We start from the raw sequence: 15,511 nt of genomic DNA, 5'->3' as shown, positions 1-15,511 counted from the left end.
AGTCATCCCGATGAAGAAACACCCCGCCCTCCGCACCCGCCCGGCACTCGCCGTCGGCAGCGCCGTCACGGTCGCCGCCCTCGCCGTGCTGCTCGGCGGATGCTCGTCGACCAACGCCGGCGGCACCGCCTCCACCGGCTCGGCCGCCGACATCGCCGTCGGCAAGACCGGCACCATGAGCGAGTTCGCCGACATCTCGAGCATCTGCCCCTCCGAGGGCGAGATCACCGTGGGCGTCGTCGACGGCTACGGCACCAACTCCTGGTCGAAGACCGTGCTCGCCGAGATCGAGGCCGAGGCCGCCAAGTGCCCCGCCATCACGAACGTCGAGTTCGCCGCCGGCCGCGGCGACCTGCAGGCCACCACTGCCGCCATCACGAGCATGGCGGCCAAGGGCACCGACCTGGTGCTCGTGATCCCGGATGCCGGGCCGGGCGAGGCGCACCTCTCCGCCCTGCGGAGCGCCGTGCAGACGGGCTCGACGGTCGTCGCGTTCGCGTCGGACCCCGAGGGCACCGCGGGCACCGACTACCTCGACTACACCGACTGGTCGCCGGAGTTCAGCGGCCGCACCTGGGCCCAGTGGGTCGTCGACCAGCTCGGCGACGCCGGCGGCAACGTGGTCTTCCTCGGCGGGCCGGCCGGTAGCGCCGTGTCGTCGCAGGAGCTCGAGGGCGTGAAGGCCGTGCTCGACGAGAACCCGCAGGTGAAGCTGCTCACCGCCGACCCCGTCACCACCAACTGGGACCCGGCTCAGGCCCAGCAGGCGATGAGCGGCCTGCTCTCGCAGTACCCGCAGATCGACGCGGTCATCTCCGACTACGGCGCGTCGACCGACGGCGTCATCCGCGCCTACGAAGCGGCCGGCATCACCCTCCCGATCATCGCCACGACCGACCAGAACAGCCTGAGCTGCGGGTTCGAGGCGCTGAAGGCCTCGAACCCGTCGTACGAGCTGGCCACCGTGTCGTCGCGCACCTGGGTGGGTCGCGTCGCGCTCCGCAAGGCGCTCGCCTCGTTCGCCGGCGTCTCCGACACCGAGCCCTCCATCTACGACCTGTCGCTGGCCGAGGACTCGACCGGCAAGACGGATGGCGCCAAGACGCCGTCCGAGGTCTGCTCCGAAGGCGCTCCCTCCGATGGTTCCCCCTCGTCGCTGCTCACGCCCGACGAGGTCGCCGCGACCTTCGCCAACTGATCATGACCGAGCCCACCACCGCATCCGTGTCATCGTCGATTCCTCCCGCATCCGTGCCGTCCGCCTCTGCGCCCACAGGGGCCGGGGTGGCGGCCGGGCCGGGCCGGGCATCCGGAGCCCTGCTGACCCTTTCGGGCATCGGCAAGCAGTACCCGGGGGTGCGCGCCCTCGATGACGTGAGCCTCGAGGTGCTGCCGGGCGAGGTGCACGCCGTGCTCGGCGAGAACGGCGCCGGCAAGTCGACGCTGGTGGGCATCGCCGCCGGGTCGGTCGTTCCCGATGACGGGACGATCGACCTGGGGGCCGGGCCCCGGCCCCGGATGTTCCCGCGCGAGGCGAGGGAGCAGGGGCTGGCGATCGTCTACCAGATCCCGGCGCTCGCGCCCTCGCTCACCGTCGTCGACGCAATGCTCCTGCTGCTGCCCGAGTCGGTGCGGCCCTCGCGCCGCGCTGCCACGCAGTGGACGGCGGAGCTGTTCGCGCGGCTAGGCCTCGAGATCGACGTGCGCCGCCGGGTGTCGGCGATCTCGCAGCGCGAGGCGCACCTCGTCGAGATCGCCGCGGCGCTCGCTTCCGACCCGAAGGTGCTCGTGCTCGACGAGCCCACCGAGGCTCTCGGAGCCGACGAGACCGCGTGGCTGTTCGCGCAGGTGCACGAGCTGCTCGCGAAGGGTTCGGGCGTCGTCTACATCACGCACCGCATCCCCGAGGTGATGGAGATCGCCGACCGCATGACGGTGCTGCGCGACGGCAAGGTGGTGGGTCGCGGTGACGTGGCCGGCTACTCGGCCGAGCAGATCGTCGAGCTCATCGTGGGCCGCTCGCTCGAGACGACGTTCCCCCACAAGGCCGGAGGCGCATCCGTCGATGCCGCCCCCGGCACCGAAGCCGCACCCGGTGCCGGGGCTGGTGGTGGCGCCGGCACCGAGGTGCTCTCCGTCACGCGATTCACGGGCCGCGCCTTCCGCGACGTCACGTTCGAGGCGCGCGGCGGGCAGATCGTCGGGCTCGCGGGCGTCGAGGGCAACGGCCAGCGCGAGTTCATGAAGGCGCTCGCCGGAGCCGTGCGCTCGAGCGGCGTGGTGAGGCTGAACGGCCGCGAGCTGCGCGCCCTCACCACCCGCCGTGCCACGGCCGAGGGCATCGTGTGGTTGCCGGGCGACCGGCTCGGCGAGGCCATGTTCGGGCAGCTCAGTGTGCGCGAGAACGTCATCGCGCCGAACCTCGCGGCGGCCATGCCCGCCGGGTTCACCGCGCCGCGCACCGAGGAGCGCCTCGTGCATCAGGCCATCGGCGGCCTCGCCGTGAAGACGCCTACCATCGAGACGCCCATCACCTCGCTCTCGGGCGGCAGCCAGCAGAAGGTGCTGCTCGCCAGGGCACGGCTCGGCAGCCCCGCCGTGCTGCTCGTCGAAGACCCCACCCAGGGCGTCGACGCGGGAGCGCGCGTCGAGATCTACAGCTTCTTGCGGGCGATGGCCGACGACGGGGTGGCCGTGGTCATCCTGTCGACCGACGCCGTCGAACTCGAGGGGCTCTGCGACCGGGTCGTCGTGTTCTCGCGCGGGCGGGTGCAGGCCGAACTCGCGGGTTCGCGGCTCACCGAGCGCGAGATCACGGGCGCCGCGGTGCTCGCCACCGAGACCTCCATCAGCGACGACACGGATGCGGCGGAGCTGACCTCGAAGAAGGGCCTCCCGCTGGTGCAGCGCGGCGAGGTGCAGACGGTGTCGCTCGTCGTCATCTCGATGGCGCTCGTCGCCGTCACCGCCGGTATCGCCCCGTCGTTCCTCAGCCCGCTCAGCATGGGTGCGCTGCTGGCGTCGGCGGCCATCCTCATCCTGGTCGGCCTCGCTCAGCTCGCCGTCGTCATCACCGGAGGCATCGACCTGTCGATCGGCTCCGTGGTGGCGCTCTCGGCGGTGATCATCTCGTTCTTCGGCGAGGGCGGGCCCGGGATGCTCGCTCTCGGCGTGGCCGTGGCGCTGGTCGCCGGGGTGGTGGTGGGTGTCGTCAACGGCATCCTCATCACGAGGCTCGGCATGCCGCCCGTCATCGCGACCCTGGTGTCGTCGATCGCGGTGCTCGGCGGGGCGCAGCTGCTGAGGCCCCAACCCGGCGGGCAGGCGAGTGCCGAGCTCATGACCGCGCTCGGCACGGCCATCGCGGGCGTTCCTCTGGTGCTGGTCGTGGCGATCGTCGTGGCGGTGCTGCTCTGGCTCGGCCTCAACAACACCGGGCTCGGGCGCGGCTTCCGGGCGGCGGGCTCCGACGCGCTGAAGGCAACGCGCATGGGTGTCGACGTGAACCGGATGCGGCTGCTCGCCACCATCGCCTCCAGCGTGCTGGCCGCCGTCGCCGGCGTCGTGCTGTACACGAAGACGGGCATCGGGGATGCGGGGGCCGCCCAGGCGTTCACCCTCACCTCGGTGACCGCGATCGTCATCGCGGGCGTGAGCATCTTCGGTGGATCGGGTTCGGCGCTCGCCGTGGCCGCCGCCGCGCTGCTGCTGCAGACGATCACGAGCGCGCTGCCGTTCCTCGGGGTGAACCTGTCGTGGCAGTACTGGATCCAGGGCATCTTCGTGCTGGTGGCCGCCGTGCTGCCGATGGCGGTGCGGCTGCGCAAACGGAGGAGCATCCCGGGATAGAGGTCGGCTGCGCGCCGCGGCCACCCACGGTCTACCCTTGAGGCATCGTCAACGAGGAGCCGCCCATGTCGCCGAGCACACCCCGCGATCCCGACGCCGACGCGGCGAAGCGGCTGGCCGCGCCCGGAGTGGGGGAGCGCATCCGTGAGGCCCGTCAGGCGGAGGGCATCTCGCTGCGCGAACTCGGCAGTCGGGTGGGGGTGTCGGCGAGCTTCCTGTCGCAGGTCGAGCTCGGGCGGGCGATGCCCTCGATGGGCACGCTGTGGACGATCGTGTCGGAGCTCGACCTGTCGTTCGATGCGCTGCTCGGCACGGTGGCGCCGGGGCCGGGGGTGCCTGCATCCGGTGCGGGGGCGGCAGGAGCATCCGGCGTCGACGGCGGCTCGTCGCCCTCGCTCGTGCCCTCGCCCGACTTCGAGCGCCTCACGACGGTCGGCCTCCCCGGCCTCCGCCGAGCGGGCACCTCGCCCGACATCCGGATCGGCGGCGTGCGCTGGGAGCGACTGACCCCGGGCGACGACCCCCTCGTCGAGTTCGTGCGCGTCACCTACTCACCGGGCAGCGAGTCGAGCCCGGCCGACAACATGATGCGGCACACCGGCCTCGAGTACATGCACGTGATGAGCGGGCAGATGGACATCCAGGTCGGCTTCGACAGCGACACCGTGCAGCCGGGCGACAGCCTCACCTTCGACGCCTCCATCCCGCACCGCATCGTGAACCCCTACGAGGTGCCCTGCGTCTCGATCTGGGCCGTCGTCGGCCGCCACGGCTTTGCGGCACCCCACGAGCTCGCGAAGCGCCTCGCCGAGTACGGCACCCCCGCCTCGACGATGCACTTCGGCGGCGGGCACCTCGCGGGGGAGTGAGTGCCGAGCTCGGCCCGCCCCGGCATCTTCTCCCCTACAAAGTCCGTGATGACCACGATCATCACGGACTTTGTGCGGGAGAACGGATGCGCGGTGCCCGTCACGAGCTGACGCGGGCGTCTCCCTCCGAACTGTCGGGGAGGTAGGCCATGAAGGGATCGCCGTTCGGAAGCCACTCCACCCGCGCCTCCGGCAACAACGGGCGCAGCAGCCGCGCGAAGGCGGCCATGCCCCACTCCTCAAGGCGCTCGTGGGCGATGCGGATGACCGCTTTTCGCATCCCCAATTGGTTGGCGTCACGGACGTATTCGAAGGTGTCGTACTCGGCGGTCTCGCCGAGGATGACGACGTCCGACGCTCGCAGCGCTGGCAACGCCGTCGGAAGGGTGTGGGCGCCGATCCCGATGCTCCGGACCGCCATCTCCGGGTCGCCGACGACGCTGATGTTCGTCGTTCCGAGCTTGGCGCCGAGCTCCTCGGCGAGGTCGTGAAGGGTGCGCTCGGGGATCGCGATGTGGGCGAAATCAGCCTCCGGCCCGAAGAAGGGCGTGAAGCCCAAGACCTCCATGAGCTCGGTGAAGACGGGTTCCGGCTGCATGCGGTGGAGGTGGTCGTGGATGCGCCACACGGCCATGCCGTGCTCCCGCGCGAACCGGGTCTTGGTGCGGGTCACGACGTCGCCACGCATCAGACCTAGGCTGTCGAAGCCGTACCAACTCGCCGCCTCGTGGCTGATCACCAGGTTGAGGTCGCGTTCGGCCGCCCTCTGCAGTGCCTCCAGCGTCGGCTCGAACACGACGGCGACGCCGCGGACCGGTACATCGGGATCGCCGAGCACGAAGCCGTCGGCGTTAGAGCGCTGCCAGTCGACCCCATCGGCGGCGAGCTTCGCCACGATGCGGTCGGCGAAAGCCCGGGCGGTGGGCGGTTCCCCCGTCATCGCTGCACCTCTCCCCGGGCGACTCCCGGCATCCACACCGGATCGCCCGACGGCCAGTACTCGACCTCGACGTCGGGCACGATTTCGGCGATCCACCGCGCCATCTCGCTCACGCCCGGCTCGTGAGAAGGCCCGAACCCGACGGCGATCAGGGTCATGCGGCGACCGGTCGCGCGCAGGTCGTTGAAGTACGACACCCCGCCGTCGACTTCGTCGAGGATTCCACCGGCGCCCGTGACGATGGCGTCGATCGTCGGATCGGAGAGAAGCTCGCTCAACGATTCGACCGGGTCGGTCTCGCCGGCGAGCACCGCGACCTTGCGCACGACGAGGTCGGGGTCACCCACCACCCGCGGCGTGCACACGAGCTCCTGGGCGGCCCAGCGTGCGAGATCGCGGGCGGTCGTCTCCCCGGCCGGCTCTCCCACCACCCCTCGTCGCCGACGCGCCTCTTGCTCGACGGGCACCGAGATGCCGAGCTTCCGCGCCAGAGCGGCCGACTGCGCGGCCGGCCTGAACGTGTCCCAGGCCGATGCCTGCCGGTACACCACGAGGCCGGCGTCGAAGATCAGCGCTCGCTTGGCGGCGACCACCTCGTCCCCATCGAGACTGCCGACGGGGATGAGGTCTCGATCTGTGCCGCCCGGGCCGAGCGCGAGTGCGGGATCGACCCGCACCAACCCCTCGGCGAGATAGGCGTGGTGCAGTCCGCCGTGCATATAGAAGGGATGCTCGCGAGAGATCACCAGGTTGCTCCCTCGCGCTGCGGCACGGCGGAGGATGCCCACCGTGGGCGCGTAGCAGACGACCACGCCGGTCACGGGCGACATCGGCTCGCCGACGCACAGCCCCTCCGACACGGCGATCGATGTCGGGCTCCCGAACGCAGCGTTCAGCATCATGTCTATCGAGCGCGCGAGCAGCGGACTGCGGTCGTCGGACGTCGTCGTCATGAGAGGTGCTCCCGGGTGCGTCGCGCGATCGGCAACGGGGCGTCGACCGAGCATCCGTACATGTCCTGCTCGACGATAGCGAACATGTCGGGTGTGATCCGGGCGGCGACGTCGAGTACTGCGAGAAGATCGGGCGTGCCTCCCGGCGGTTCGCACATCACCCCGATGGCGACCGCCGAGGCGAACGGAAGGTCGTGCTCCCTCACCTCGCGCAGCACCTCGTCGTCGACCTGCTTCAGGTGGAGGTAGCCGATGCGGTCGGGGCGCTCGGCCATGAGGGCCACGCTGTCACCGCCGTAGTAGGCGAAGTGCCCGGTGTCGAGGCAGAGGTTCAGATACCGGGGGTCGGTGCGATCGAGGAGCCGGAGCACCTCCTCGGTGGTGCCGACATGACTGTCGGCATGGGAGTGGAACTGCTGACTCACGCCGAACTCCTCCAGCAGGGCCCGCCCTAGCAGGTCGTGACCCTCGGCGAGAGACGACCACTGCTCGTCGTCGATCGTGCGCGGTTCGAGGAGTTCGCCGGTGCCGTCGCTTCTCCAGAGGTCGGGGATCACGACGAGGTGCTCGGCACCGAGCGACGTGATCAGACCGGCGATGCGCCTCGCCTGGCTGAGGGCTTCGCGCCAGCGCTCCTCTCCGCGGTGGAGGGCGGTGAAGACCGTTCCGGCCGACAGCCTGAGACCCCGGGAACCCAGCTCGTCCTCGAGCTGGTGCGGGTCGGTGGGCAGGTATCCGTATGGGCCCAGCTCGATCCAGGTGTACCCGGCGACGACGACCTCGTCGAGGAAGCGCGGCCACGGCACCTGCGCGGGGTCGTCGGCGAACCAGACACCCCACGAGTCGGGAGCCGTGCCGATGCGGAGTCGTGGTGATCGATCGTCGAGCTGAGCAGTCTCCATGGCGACCACCGTAGCGCATCTTACTTTATTCACTTAACAATCCTCGTCGAACGGATGCGCTACTTTAGCGTCTGAGGAAGGACGGATTCGCATGACCATGGAGCTCTCAGCCCTTGCGCATCCGAGTCACGGCCGCATTCTCGACATCATCCGGGCCGCCGGGCAGATCAGTCGCGTCGAGATCGCCCAGGAGTCGGGGATGACCGGCGCCTCCGTGACGAACATCGTGCGTCTCCTCCTCCAGGCCGGTCTCGTGCGCGAGATCGGCTACGCCGAGTCGACCGGCGGCAAGCGCCGCACGCTCCTCTCCATCGCGCCGGAGTCGCGGTACGCCGTCGGCGTGCACCTGCAGCACGAGAGCGTGACCTACACGGTCTCCGACCTCGCCGGCCGCCTCGTCGGCCGCCGGGCATCGCCGGCCGCCGAATCGCAGGAGCCCGAGCCGATGGCACGGAGACTCGCCGTCGATGTCGAAGCCGTGCTCGACGACCTCGACGTGCAGAAGAGCTCGGTCTACGGAGTCGGGATCGCCGGAAGCAGGACGCTCGACCACGACGCCCGCACCCGCATCGACCTCGTGCAGGCCCTCAGTCGCGGCTTGGCGCTCCCCGTCGTCGACGATCGGGAGGCAGTGGCCGCGGCCATCGGCGAGTTCTGGCAGGGCACGGCCGACCAGCCGTCGTCGTTCGCCGTGCTCTACATGGGGGAGGAGTTCGGCGTGGGCCTCGTGAACTCCGGATCGGTCTGGCGAGGCGCCACCGGCAACGCCGGTGACATCGGCCACATCGCGGTCGACCCGGGGGGCCCGGTCTGCGCCTGCGGCAGGAAGGGGTGCCTCCAGGCCGTCGCCTCTCCGGCGGCTGTCGTCGCGCAGGCGCGCCGGCAGGGCGTGCTCGCCGACTCGACCTCCTCGGCGGCAGACCGGTTCGACGCCGTGGCGCGCCGAGCCGTCAGGGGAGAGGAGGGCCCTCTGGCGCTCATCGCCGAGTCGGCACGGAAGGTCGCCGCCGTGGCGACGACGGCGGCGAGCATCATGGACATCGAGATGTACGTGCTCGCCGGCTCGGGCTTCGCCGTTCCCGGTGCGATCTACGCCGAGCACATCCGGCGGGCCCTCGATGAGCTCACCGGCGCGCTGTCGCTCCCCCGCGTCGCCGTCGAGCTGGCGCACAACCCCCGAGACGCAGCGGCCGTGGGGGCATCGGCACTCGTGCTTCAGGGAGCGCTCGCCCCTCGGTAGTCAGTCGTCGGTCGGCCGAGGTGCGGTCACGCTGCCTCGCAGCACGAGCGTCGGTGGTGGGGTCTCGTCTCGCACGGTCCGTCCTCGCTGGGCCTCGACGACCGCCGCCCCGAGCATCTCCCCGATCTGACGGACGTCGTGGCTCAGCGCCGCGAGGGGAGGGTCGCTGATCTGGCAGCGCACCGAGTCGTCCCAGGCGACGATCGAGAGATCGCCGGGCACGGCGCATCCGCTCTCCGTCGCGTGTGCGAGGCCTCCCACCGCCATGAGGTCGTTGTCGAAGATGATCGCCGTGGGCGGGTGCTCGCGGTCGAGCAGTTCGCGGGTGGCCGCAGCTCCCGACTGGCGCGAGTAGTCGCCTATGGCTTCGAGAGGGCGGATGCCGAGCTCCTTCGTCACCTCGACGAAGGCGGCCGATCGCGCGAGGGAGTGGCGGAACTGGGTCGGCCCCGACACCCGCGCGATCCTTCGATGGCCGAGGTCGTGGAGTGCCAAGACGGCCAGGCGCATGGCTCGGGAGTGATCGGTCCAGATCGCCGGGCGGTCGCCCGCCAGATCGAGGTCGCCTGAGACCACCACATCGAGCCCGAGCTCGCCGAGCAGTGCCAGACGGCCGTCCGTCACTGTGAGGTCTTCGATGATGACCGACCCGATGCGTGCCGTGGCCGCCCAGTGGCGATACGTCTCGAGCTCGCTCTCCTCGTCGCCGACGATCTTCACCAGGAACGACCCCCCGGCCGAGCTCATCGCTTCGTCGATGCCGGCGATGAGCTCTTGCGAGAAGGCCTCCGCCTGGGTGTCCCGCACCGGGCGCACCATGACCATCCCCAACGCGAGCCCCGCGTCGCCTGTGCGGGTGTCGCCGTCGACCATCTGCTTCTCCTCGGGTTTGACAACTGCGGTCAGTCTATTTCATGATGTGTCTAAGTTCAGGCAGTTAAGTAAGTTCGGACAGAGTCGTCAAGCGATAGGAGCCACCGTGAACCCGAACCACGACATCAGCGCAGAGAGCGCCTCGTCGGGTGCCGTCGCCCCGGGCTTCGAAGCGGTGCGCGACCGGCTCGACCGGTACCTCGCCGATGAGCCGCTCTACAGCGCTCAGCTCGCCGTCTTCTGGCGGGGGGAGCTGATCGTCGACCTGGTCGGTGGGCCCGACATGGCCGCCGACTCGCTGACCGGGGTGTTTTCCGTGTCGAAGGGCGCGGGTGCGGCTGCCATCTCGATCCTCGTCGAATCGGGGCAGCTCGATCTCGAGCAGCGAGTCGCCCACTACTGGCCCGAGTTCGCGAAGAGCGGGAAGGAGGGCGTTCTGGTGCGTCAACTGCTCTCGCACCAGGCGGGTCTCCTCGGCGTCGACGAGCGGATGAGTCTCGACGACTTCCTCGACTCGGAGGTGGCCGCCGCGAGGTTGGCTCGCGAGCGCCCGCTGTGGCGGCCGGGAAGTGCCTTCGGTTACCACGGACTCACGATCGGTGTGTTCATGGAAGAGCTCGTGCGCCGGATCACCGGCGAGAGCCTTCAGTCGCTCTACGAGCGCGAGGTGCGTGGCCCGCGCGACATCGACTTCTTCCTGGGGCTCCCCGAGAGCGAGGAACCCCGCTACCGCGACGTGCTCCCGATGGCGCCCACCGAGCAGCAGGCTGCCGAGCTCGCCGCACAACCGCGGCAGCCCGACGGCATGGCGATGCTGATGTTCAACTCGAGCAGGGGCATCGCCGGTGCCGACATCAGCCCCAACCAGCGGGTCGTCCGTGCCGCCGGCGCGTCGGCGTTCGGGGCCGTGGCCTCTGGCCGGGGGCTCGCCGAGCACTACGCCGCCGTGCTCGGGCACGTGGGAACCCCCTTCCTCTCTCCCGAGACGAACCGGATCATGTCGCAGCAGCAGAGCTGGGGCATCGACCGATGCTTCGGAGACGAGCACTGCTTCGCCACCGTCTATCAGTGCCCGTCGCACCGCGTGCCGTTCGGTAGCTACCGGGCCTTCGGGCACGATGGCGCGGGTGGCGCGCTCGGCTTCGCCGACCCGCTGCACGATCTCTCGTTCGGATACGTCCCAGCACGGATGGCCTATCCCGGGGGAGTCGACCCCAAGGCGGTCGAGCTCTCCCGCATCGTCCGCGCAGCACTCCCCGCCGAGGCCTAGCGGCGGCTTTCATCGCACCACCCAGCGCAGGCCCCGGGTCTGCATCTCAAAGAGGAGAATCATGTTCCATCGCACACGCACGATCGCCGGGGCAGCCGTCCTGGCGCTCACCATGGGTGGCCTCGCTGCCTGCGCGGCCCCCGCCTCGAACGGAGCGGGCTCCGACGAGTGCGCGCCCTCCGACGGCAAGGTGACACTGACCTACTGGTCGTGGATCCCCAACATCGAAGACGTCGTGGCCGAGTTCAACGCCTCGCACCCCGACATCCAGGTCGAGGCGAGCAGCATCGTCGGCGACGAGGCGTACCAGAACTACTTCAATGCGTTGAAGGCAGGCAAGGCGCCCGACGTGGGCCAGATGGAGTACGACCGCATCCCGGAGTTCCGTGCAGGCGACCACCTGCAGAACATCGTGAACTGCGAACCGGTCGCCGACCTCGCCGACAGGGTCGTGCCGTGGACCTACAATCAGGTCTCGCTCGGCACCGACTCGCTCTACGCGACCCCGACCGACATCGGCACACTGGGCCTCTATTACCGCACCGACATCTTCGAGCAGTACGGTCTCGGCACGCCGACGACATGGGACGAGTACATGGCCGCGGCAGAGAAGCTCAAGGCCGCCAACCCGTCCATCTCCATCACGAGCTTCGCGCCTCAGGACACCAGCACCCTGCAGGGGCTCGTCTGGCAGGCCGGCGCCACCCCTTACACCTACAGCGATGACTCCTTCGTGCTCGACATGAGGAGCGAGGCCATGAACAAGGTGGCGGACTACTGGCAGCAGATGATCGACAAGGGCTACGTCGACACTGCCGCGACTCCCTTCTCGCCGGCTCTCTACGCGGGCTGGAACGACGGCACGATCGCCAGCTACATCGGCCCGAGCTGGATGGACTTCCTCCTGCAGCCCAACGCGGCGAACACCGCGGGCAAGTGGGGTGTGCTCCCGCTCCCCGCCTGGGAGAAAGGACAGGCCTCGGGAGGTAACTGGGGCGGAGGTGGAACGGCGGTCTTCGCCGGCACCGAGCACCCCTACGAGGCCGCCGTCTTCGCCGACTGGCTGAGCACCAGCTCGGAGGCCAACGAGGCGATGTTCAGCACCGGGGGGCAGTCCGCCTCGCTCGCCTGGGCAGAGTCGGGTGCTTACGACAAGCCGATCCCGTTCTACAACGACCAGCCCATCTTCTCCGTCTTCGCGGAGTCGGCTGACGCCACCGACACCTCGTTCCAATGGGCACCCGATCAGACCAACCTGAACGGCTATCTGCAGGATGCGCTCTCCGGCGCCTTCGACGGATCGTCGACCATCAAGGACGCCTTCGCCACCACCCAGTCGAAGGTCGCAGCAGACCTCGAGAGTCTGTCGATCCCCGTCGAGGAGAAGTAGAGACACCGTGAATGCAACCGTCGCCCCCACGGCGTCGGCGGTCGGCCGGGGTGTGCGTGACTCGTCACGCCGCCCCGGCTTCGGCCGCCTCGGCGTCAGAGCCTTCTTCCTCGGCCCCTTCTACATCCTGTTCGCCCTTCTCTACGTGCTCCCGATCGGCTACGCCATCGTGCAGAGCCTGTTCGTGGTGGAGAGATCGGGCGGCGTCTTCGGCACGGTGTCCTCCCGCTTCGACGGGCTGACCCAGTACGGCCGGGTGCTCACCGACGCCGAGTTCCTGCAAGGACTCGGCCGCGTGGGGGTCTACGCCCTCATCCAGGTTCCGACCATGACCGCGCTCGCCGTGGCCATCGCCCTCCTGCTCGCAACCACGGCGCGGCGGGCCGCCGTGGTCATCCGTAGCATCGTCTTCCTCCCCTATGCGGTGCCCACGGTCATCGCCGGCATCATGTGGGCCTCGCTCTACCAGCCGGCGACGTCGCCGCTCGACCAGATGGGGATCCACATCCCGTGGCTCGGCGGCCAGATGATCCTCATCTCCATCGCCAACATCGGCCTGTGGGCCTGGACCGGGTTCAACGTTCTGGTGATGGTGTCGGCGCTCACCTCCATCCCGCCGGAGATCATCGAAGCCGCGCGCATCGACGGGGCCTCCGAGTTTCGCATCGCAATGTCGATCAAGCTCCCCCTGATCGTCCCCACGATCGTCATGACATCGCTGTTCACCATGATCGGAACCCTCCAACTTTTCAGCGAGCCGACGATCCTCAGATCCATCTCGACGGCCATCACCTCAGGGTTCACGCCGAACATGCTGGCCCTGTCGGCAGCCTCCGGGAACTCCTACAGCTACGCGGCGGCCATCTCGGTCACGCTCGCCGTCATCACCGTCCTGCTCTCCATCGGGCTCTTCCGCATCATCCGAAAGGTCGGTCAATGACCTCCCCCCGCCTCACCCTCCGATCGCAGCGCACCTCCCACCAGTCGCCGCCGTCGACCATCCTCCGCTACTTCCTCCTGATCGCCGCTGCGGCCTACTTCATCGGTCCTCTCCTCTGGCTGTTCATGGCGGCGTCCAAGTCGTCGGGGGCCGTGATCGGCACACCGGCGTGGTCGTTCGAGGGGTTCCAGCTGTTCCAGAACCTGCAGGAGCTGTTCAGCTACGACGGCGGGATCTTCTTCCGCTGGATCGCCAACAGTGCCCTGTACGCCATCGCCGGAGCTTTCGTCGGCACCCTCATCGCCGCCATGGGCGGCTATTACATCTCGATGTTCCGCTTCAGAGGGCGCGACGCCATCTTCGCGATCGTGCTGGGCGGAGTGCTCGTACCGGCCACCGCGCTCGCGCTGCCGCTGTTCCTGCTGTTCGCGCAGGTCAACCTCACCGACACCTTCTGGGCCGTCTTCCTCCCCAGTCTGGTGAGCCCCTTCGGCTTCTACCTGAGCCGGCTCACCGCCGATTCCGCGGTGCCGTTGGAGGTGGTCGAGTCGGCCCGGGTCGACGGCGCGGGCGAGATCCGCATCTTCTTCTCCATCGCTTCGCGCCTCATGCTGCCGGGGCTCGTGACGGTCTTCCTGGTGCAGTTCGTCGGAATCTGGAACAACTTCCTCCTGCCTGTCGTGATGCTCAACAACAGCGACCTCTACCCGCTCACCCTCGGTCTCTACATCTGGAACGGCCAGGTGCAGCAGGCGTCGATCCTGCAGACTCTGACCCTGACGGGCTCGCTGGTCTCGATCATCCCGTTGACGATCGCCTTCATCGCGCTTCAGCGCTTCTGGCAGAGCGGACTGAACGCCGGGGCCGTCAAGGCCTGATCCTTACGGGCGGCCGGGTACCGGAGTCGCCGGCATCGCCACCACTGCGCCGAGCGTCGCGACGCCCACCACGGCCACCGCCAGGAAGACGGCCGAGCCGCCTGAGATGATCGCCGCGGCCGGCACGTCGGCCTCGGAGCCGAAGGCTGCGTTCGCGATGGCTCCGAAGACGGCGGCTCCCACGGCGCTGCCGATGGCCCTGGCGAACTGGTTGGTGCCCGTGACCACGCCTCGGTCACCCCACTCGACGCTTGCCTGGGCGGCGATGAGCGTCGGCGTCGCCACGACTCCGAGACCCAGACCGATCACGAAGCAGGCGGTCGCGACGAGGGCGACCGAGGGGGCGGAGGCCGTGACCGCGAGCACGGTCGCTCCCACGAGTGCCACGGCGAGCCCCAGGAGGGCGGTGCTCTTGAAGCCGATGCGCAGGTAGAAGCGGCCCGCGAAGGCGCCGGAGATCGGCCAGCCGATAGTGAGGGCCGCCAGGGCGAGCCCCGCCGCGAGGGGCGGCACGCCGATCGAACCCTCCAGGTAGACCGGCACGTACGAGGTCAGGCCGATGAGTATCGCGCCGACCCCGAGCGAGATGAGCGTCGTGGTGAGCAACAGCCGGCGCGAGAACACCCAGAGCGGGAGCACCGGCTCCGCTGCACGCGTCTGCACCAGCACGAAGGCGGCGAGGAGCAGTCCGCCGATGGTGAACGACCCGATGCTCTGCCACGAGTCCCACGCCCACGAGACCCCGCCTTGGAGCACGCCCAGGATGAGGAGGCTCATCGACACGGTGAGCAGCGCGGCCCCGGCGTAGTCGATGCGATGGTCTCGCTTGTGCACCTTCTCCTTGAAGGAGCGGATGAGCATCCACGCCGCGAGGAGACAGAGTGGGATGTTGATGAAGAAGATGCCGCGCCACATCTCGAGCTGCGAGAAGATCCCGCCGAGGGTGGGGCCCACCACCGAGGAGATGCCCCAGACGGCGGCGAGATAGCCCTGGGCCTTGGCCCGCTCGGCGATGGTGTAGATGTCACCCGCGATGGTGATGGTCATGGGCATCACGGCTCCGGCACCGAGCCCCTGCAGTGCCCGGAAGACGATGAGGGCCGGCATGTTCCAGGCGAAGCCGCAGAGGATCGAACCCGCCAGGAAGAGCCCGATGCCCACCAGGATGATCGGCTTCCGCCCGAAGATGTCGGAGAGCTTCGCATAGATCGGCACCGTGACCGCCTGGGCCAGGAGGTAGACCGAGAACAGCCACGGGAACAATGCGAAGTCACCGAGGTCGCCCACGATCGTCGGAACGGCGGTGGCAAGCACGGTCGCCTCCACGGCGACCACGCCCATGGTGAGCATGAGCGCGATGAGGATGGGCCCGCGTTCTGAGCGGAAGCCGATGGCGGAGGTCATGAG

13 protein-coding genes are annotated in these 15,511 nt (G+C 69.2%); 8 read left to right on the top strand and 5 right to left on the bottom strand.

The window, feature by feature from the left end:
• Positions 1-10 precede the first annotated feature (10 nt).
• From ABFY20_RS18920 to ABFY20_RS18910, 3 genes are all read left to right on the top strand, one after another.
• Positions 11-1,198, top strand: coding sequence for a substrate-binding domain-containing protein (locus ABFY20_RS18920; protein WP_368497754.1), 1,188 nt, complete (start codon positions 11-13; stop codon positions 1,196-1,198).
• Positions 1,199-1,200: 2 nt separating this feature from the next.
• Positions 1,201-3,849 (top strand): ATP-binding cassette domain-containing protein, encoded by a 2,649-nt coding sequence (locus ABFY20_RS18915; protein WP_368497753.1) that lies wholly within the window; start codon positions 1,201-1,203, stop codon positions 3,847-3,849.
• Between the two features lie 65 nt (positions 3,850-3,914).
• Positions 3,915-4,718 (top strand): helix-turn-helix domain-containing protein, encoded by an 804-nt coding sequence (locus tag ABFY20_RS18910; RefSeq protein WP_368497752.1) that lies wholly within the window; start codon positions 3,915-3,917, stop codon positions 4,716-4,718.
• 100 nt (positions 4,719-4,818) lie between these two features.
• On the opposite strand, the gene ABFY20_RS18905 is transcribed toward ABFY20_RS18910, so the two are convergent.
• The 3 genes from ABFY20_RS18905 to ABFY20_RS18895 are packed head-to-tail and all read right to left on the bottom strand — an operon-like array spanning position 4,819 to position 7,513.
• Complete coding sequence (locus ABFY20_RS18905; protein WP_368497751.1) at positions 4,819-5,658, bottom strand: Nif3-like dinuclear metal center hexameric protein; 840 nt, start codon at positions 5,656-5,658, stop codon at positions 4,819-4,821.
• Positions 5,655-6,611, bottom strand: coding sequence for a Nif3-like dinuclear metal center hexameric protein (locus tag ABFY20_RS18900; protein ID WP_368497750.1), 957 nt, complete (start codon positions 6,609-6,611; stop codon positions 5,655-5,657). The genes ABFY20_RS18905 and ABFY20_RS18900 overlap by 4 nt, the downstream gene beginning before the upstream one ends.
• Positions 6,608-7,513, bottom strand: coding sequence for a sugar phosphate isomerase/epimerase family protein (locus tag ABFY20_RS18895; protein ID WP_368497749.1), 906 nt, complete (start codon positions 7,511-7,513; stop codon positions 6,608-6,610). The genes ABFY20_RS18900 and ABFY20_RS18895 overlap by 4 nt, the downstream gene beginning before the upstream one ends.
• 91 nt (positions 7,514-7,604) lie before the next feature.
• Here ABFY20_RS18895 and ABFY20_RS18890 point away from each other — a divergent pair, with 91 nt between their 5' ends.
• A complete protein-coding gene (locus tag ABFY20_RS18890) occupies positions 7,605-8,753 on the top strand; it encodes an ROK family protein (protein WP_368497748.1) in 1,149 nt (382 codons plus the stop codon).
• On the opposite strand, the gene ABFY20_RS18885 is transcribed toward ABFY20_RS18890, so the two are convergent.
• Positions 8,754-9,626: a LacI family DNA-binding transcriptional regulator gene (locus ABFY20_RS18885; protein ID WP_368497747.1), complete on the bottom strand. Its 873-nt coding sequence runs from the start codon at positions 9,624-9,626 to the stop codon at positions 8,754-8,756.
• A gap of 106 nt (positions 9,627-9,732) precedes the next feature.
• On the opposite strand from ABFY20_RS18885, the gene ABFY20_RS18880 reads away from it, so the two are divergent.
• The 4 genes from ABFY20_RS18880 (at position 9,733) to ABFY20_RS18865 (ending at position 14,104) form a co-directional block, all read left to right on the top strand.
• Complete coding sequence (locus ABFY20_RS18880; protein ID WP_368497746.1) at positions 9,733-10,896, top strand: serine hydrolase domain-containing protein; 1,164 nt, start codon at positions 9,733-9,735, stop codon at positions 10,894-10,896.
• Positions 10,897-10,957: 61 nt separating this feature from the next.
• Positions 10,958-12,286, top strand: coding sequence for an ABC transporter substrate-binding protein (locus tag ABFY20_RS18875; protein ID WP_368497745.1), 1,329 nt, complete (start codon positions 10,958-10,960; stop codon positions 12,284-12,286).
• Between the two features lie 7 nt (positions 12,287-12,293).
• Complete coding sequence (locus ABFY20_RS18870; protein WP_368497744.1) at positions 12,294-13,226, top strand: carbohydrate ABC transporter permease; 933 nt, start codon at positions 12,294-12,296, stop codon at positions 13,224-13,226.
• Positions 13,223-14,104, top strand: a complete 882-nt coding sequence (locus ABFY20_RS18865; protein WP_368497743.1) for a carbohydrate ABC transporter permease — start codon at positions 13,223-13,225, stop codon at positions 14,102-14,104. The genes ABFY20_RS18870 and ABFY20_RS18865 overlap by 4 nt, the downstream gene beginning before the upstream one ends.
• 3 nt (positions 14,105-14,107) lie before the next feature.
• On the opposite strand, the gene ABFY20_RS18860 is transcribed toward ABFY20_RS18865, so the two are convergent.
• A complete protein-coding gene (locus tag ABFY20_RS18860; RefSeq protein WP_368497742.1) occupies positions 14,108-15,508 on the bottom strand; it encodes an MFS transporter in 1,401 nt (466 codons plus the stop codon).
• Between the last annotated feature and the right edge of the window lie 3 nt (positions 15,509-15,511).

The organism is Herbiconiux sp. A18JL235 (genome assembly GCF_040939305.1).
Lineage (GTDB): Bacteria > Actinomycetota > Actinomycetes > Actinomycetales > Microbacteriaceae > Herbiconiux.
This window is presented reverse-complemented; position numbering and strand designations above follow the sequence as displayed.

What these genes read in the sequence shown, in the direction of transcription:
- ABFY20_RS18885 (WP_368497747.1), bottom strand. Translation starts at nt 9,626, where the DNA reads ATGGTCGACGGCGACACCCGCACAGGCGACGCGGGGCTCGCGTTGGGG.
- ABFY20_RS18860 (WP_368497742.1), bottom strand. Translation starts at nt 15,508, where the DNA reads ATGACCTCCGCCATCGGCTTCCGCTCAGAACGCGGGCCCATCCTCATC.
- ABFY20_RS18890 (WP_368497748.1), top strand. Translation starts at nt 7,605, where the DNA reads ATGACCATGGAGCTCTCAGCCCTTGCGCATCCGAGTCACGGCCGCATT.
- ABFY20_RS18920 (WP_368497754.1), top strand. Translation starts at nt 11, where the DNA reads ATGAAGAAACACCCCGCCCTCCGCACCCGCCCGGCACTCGCCGTCGGC.
- ABFY20_RS18910 (WP_368497752.1), top strand. Translation starts at nt 3,915, where the DNA reads ATGTCGCCGAGCACACCCCGCGATCCCGACGCCGACGCGGCGAAGCGG.
- ABFY20_RS18905 (WP_368497751.1), bottom strand. Translation starts at nt 5,658, where the DNA reads ATGACGGGGGAACCGCCCACCGCCCGGGCTTTCGCCGACCGCATCGTG.
- ABFY20_RS18895 (WP_368497749.1), bottom strand. Translation starts at nt 7,513, where the DNA reads ATGGAGACTGCTCAGCTCGACGATCGATCACCACGACTCCGCATCGGC.
- ABFY20_RS18875 (WP_368497745.1), top strand. Translation starts at nt 10,958, where the DNA reads ATGTTCCATCGCACACGCACGATCGCCGGGGCAGCCGTCCTGGCGCTC.
- ABFY20_RS18900 (WP_368497750.1), bottom strand. Translation starts at nt 6,611, where the DNA reads ATGACGACGACGTCCGACGACCGCAGTCCGCTGCTCGCGCGCTCGATA.
- ABFY20_RS18915 (WP_368497753.1), top strand. Translation starts at nt 1,201, where the DNA reads ATGACCGAGCCCACCACCGCATCCGTGTCATCGTCGATTCCTCCCGCA.
- ABFY20_RS18865 (WP_368497743.1), top strand. Translation starts at nt 13,223, where the DNA reads ATGACCTCCCCCCGCCTCACCCTCCGATCGCAGCGCACCTCCCACCAG.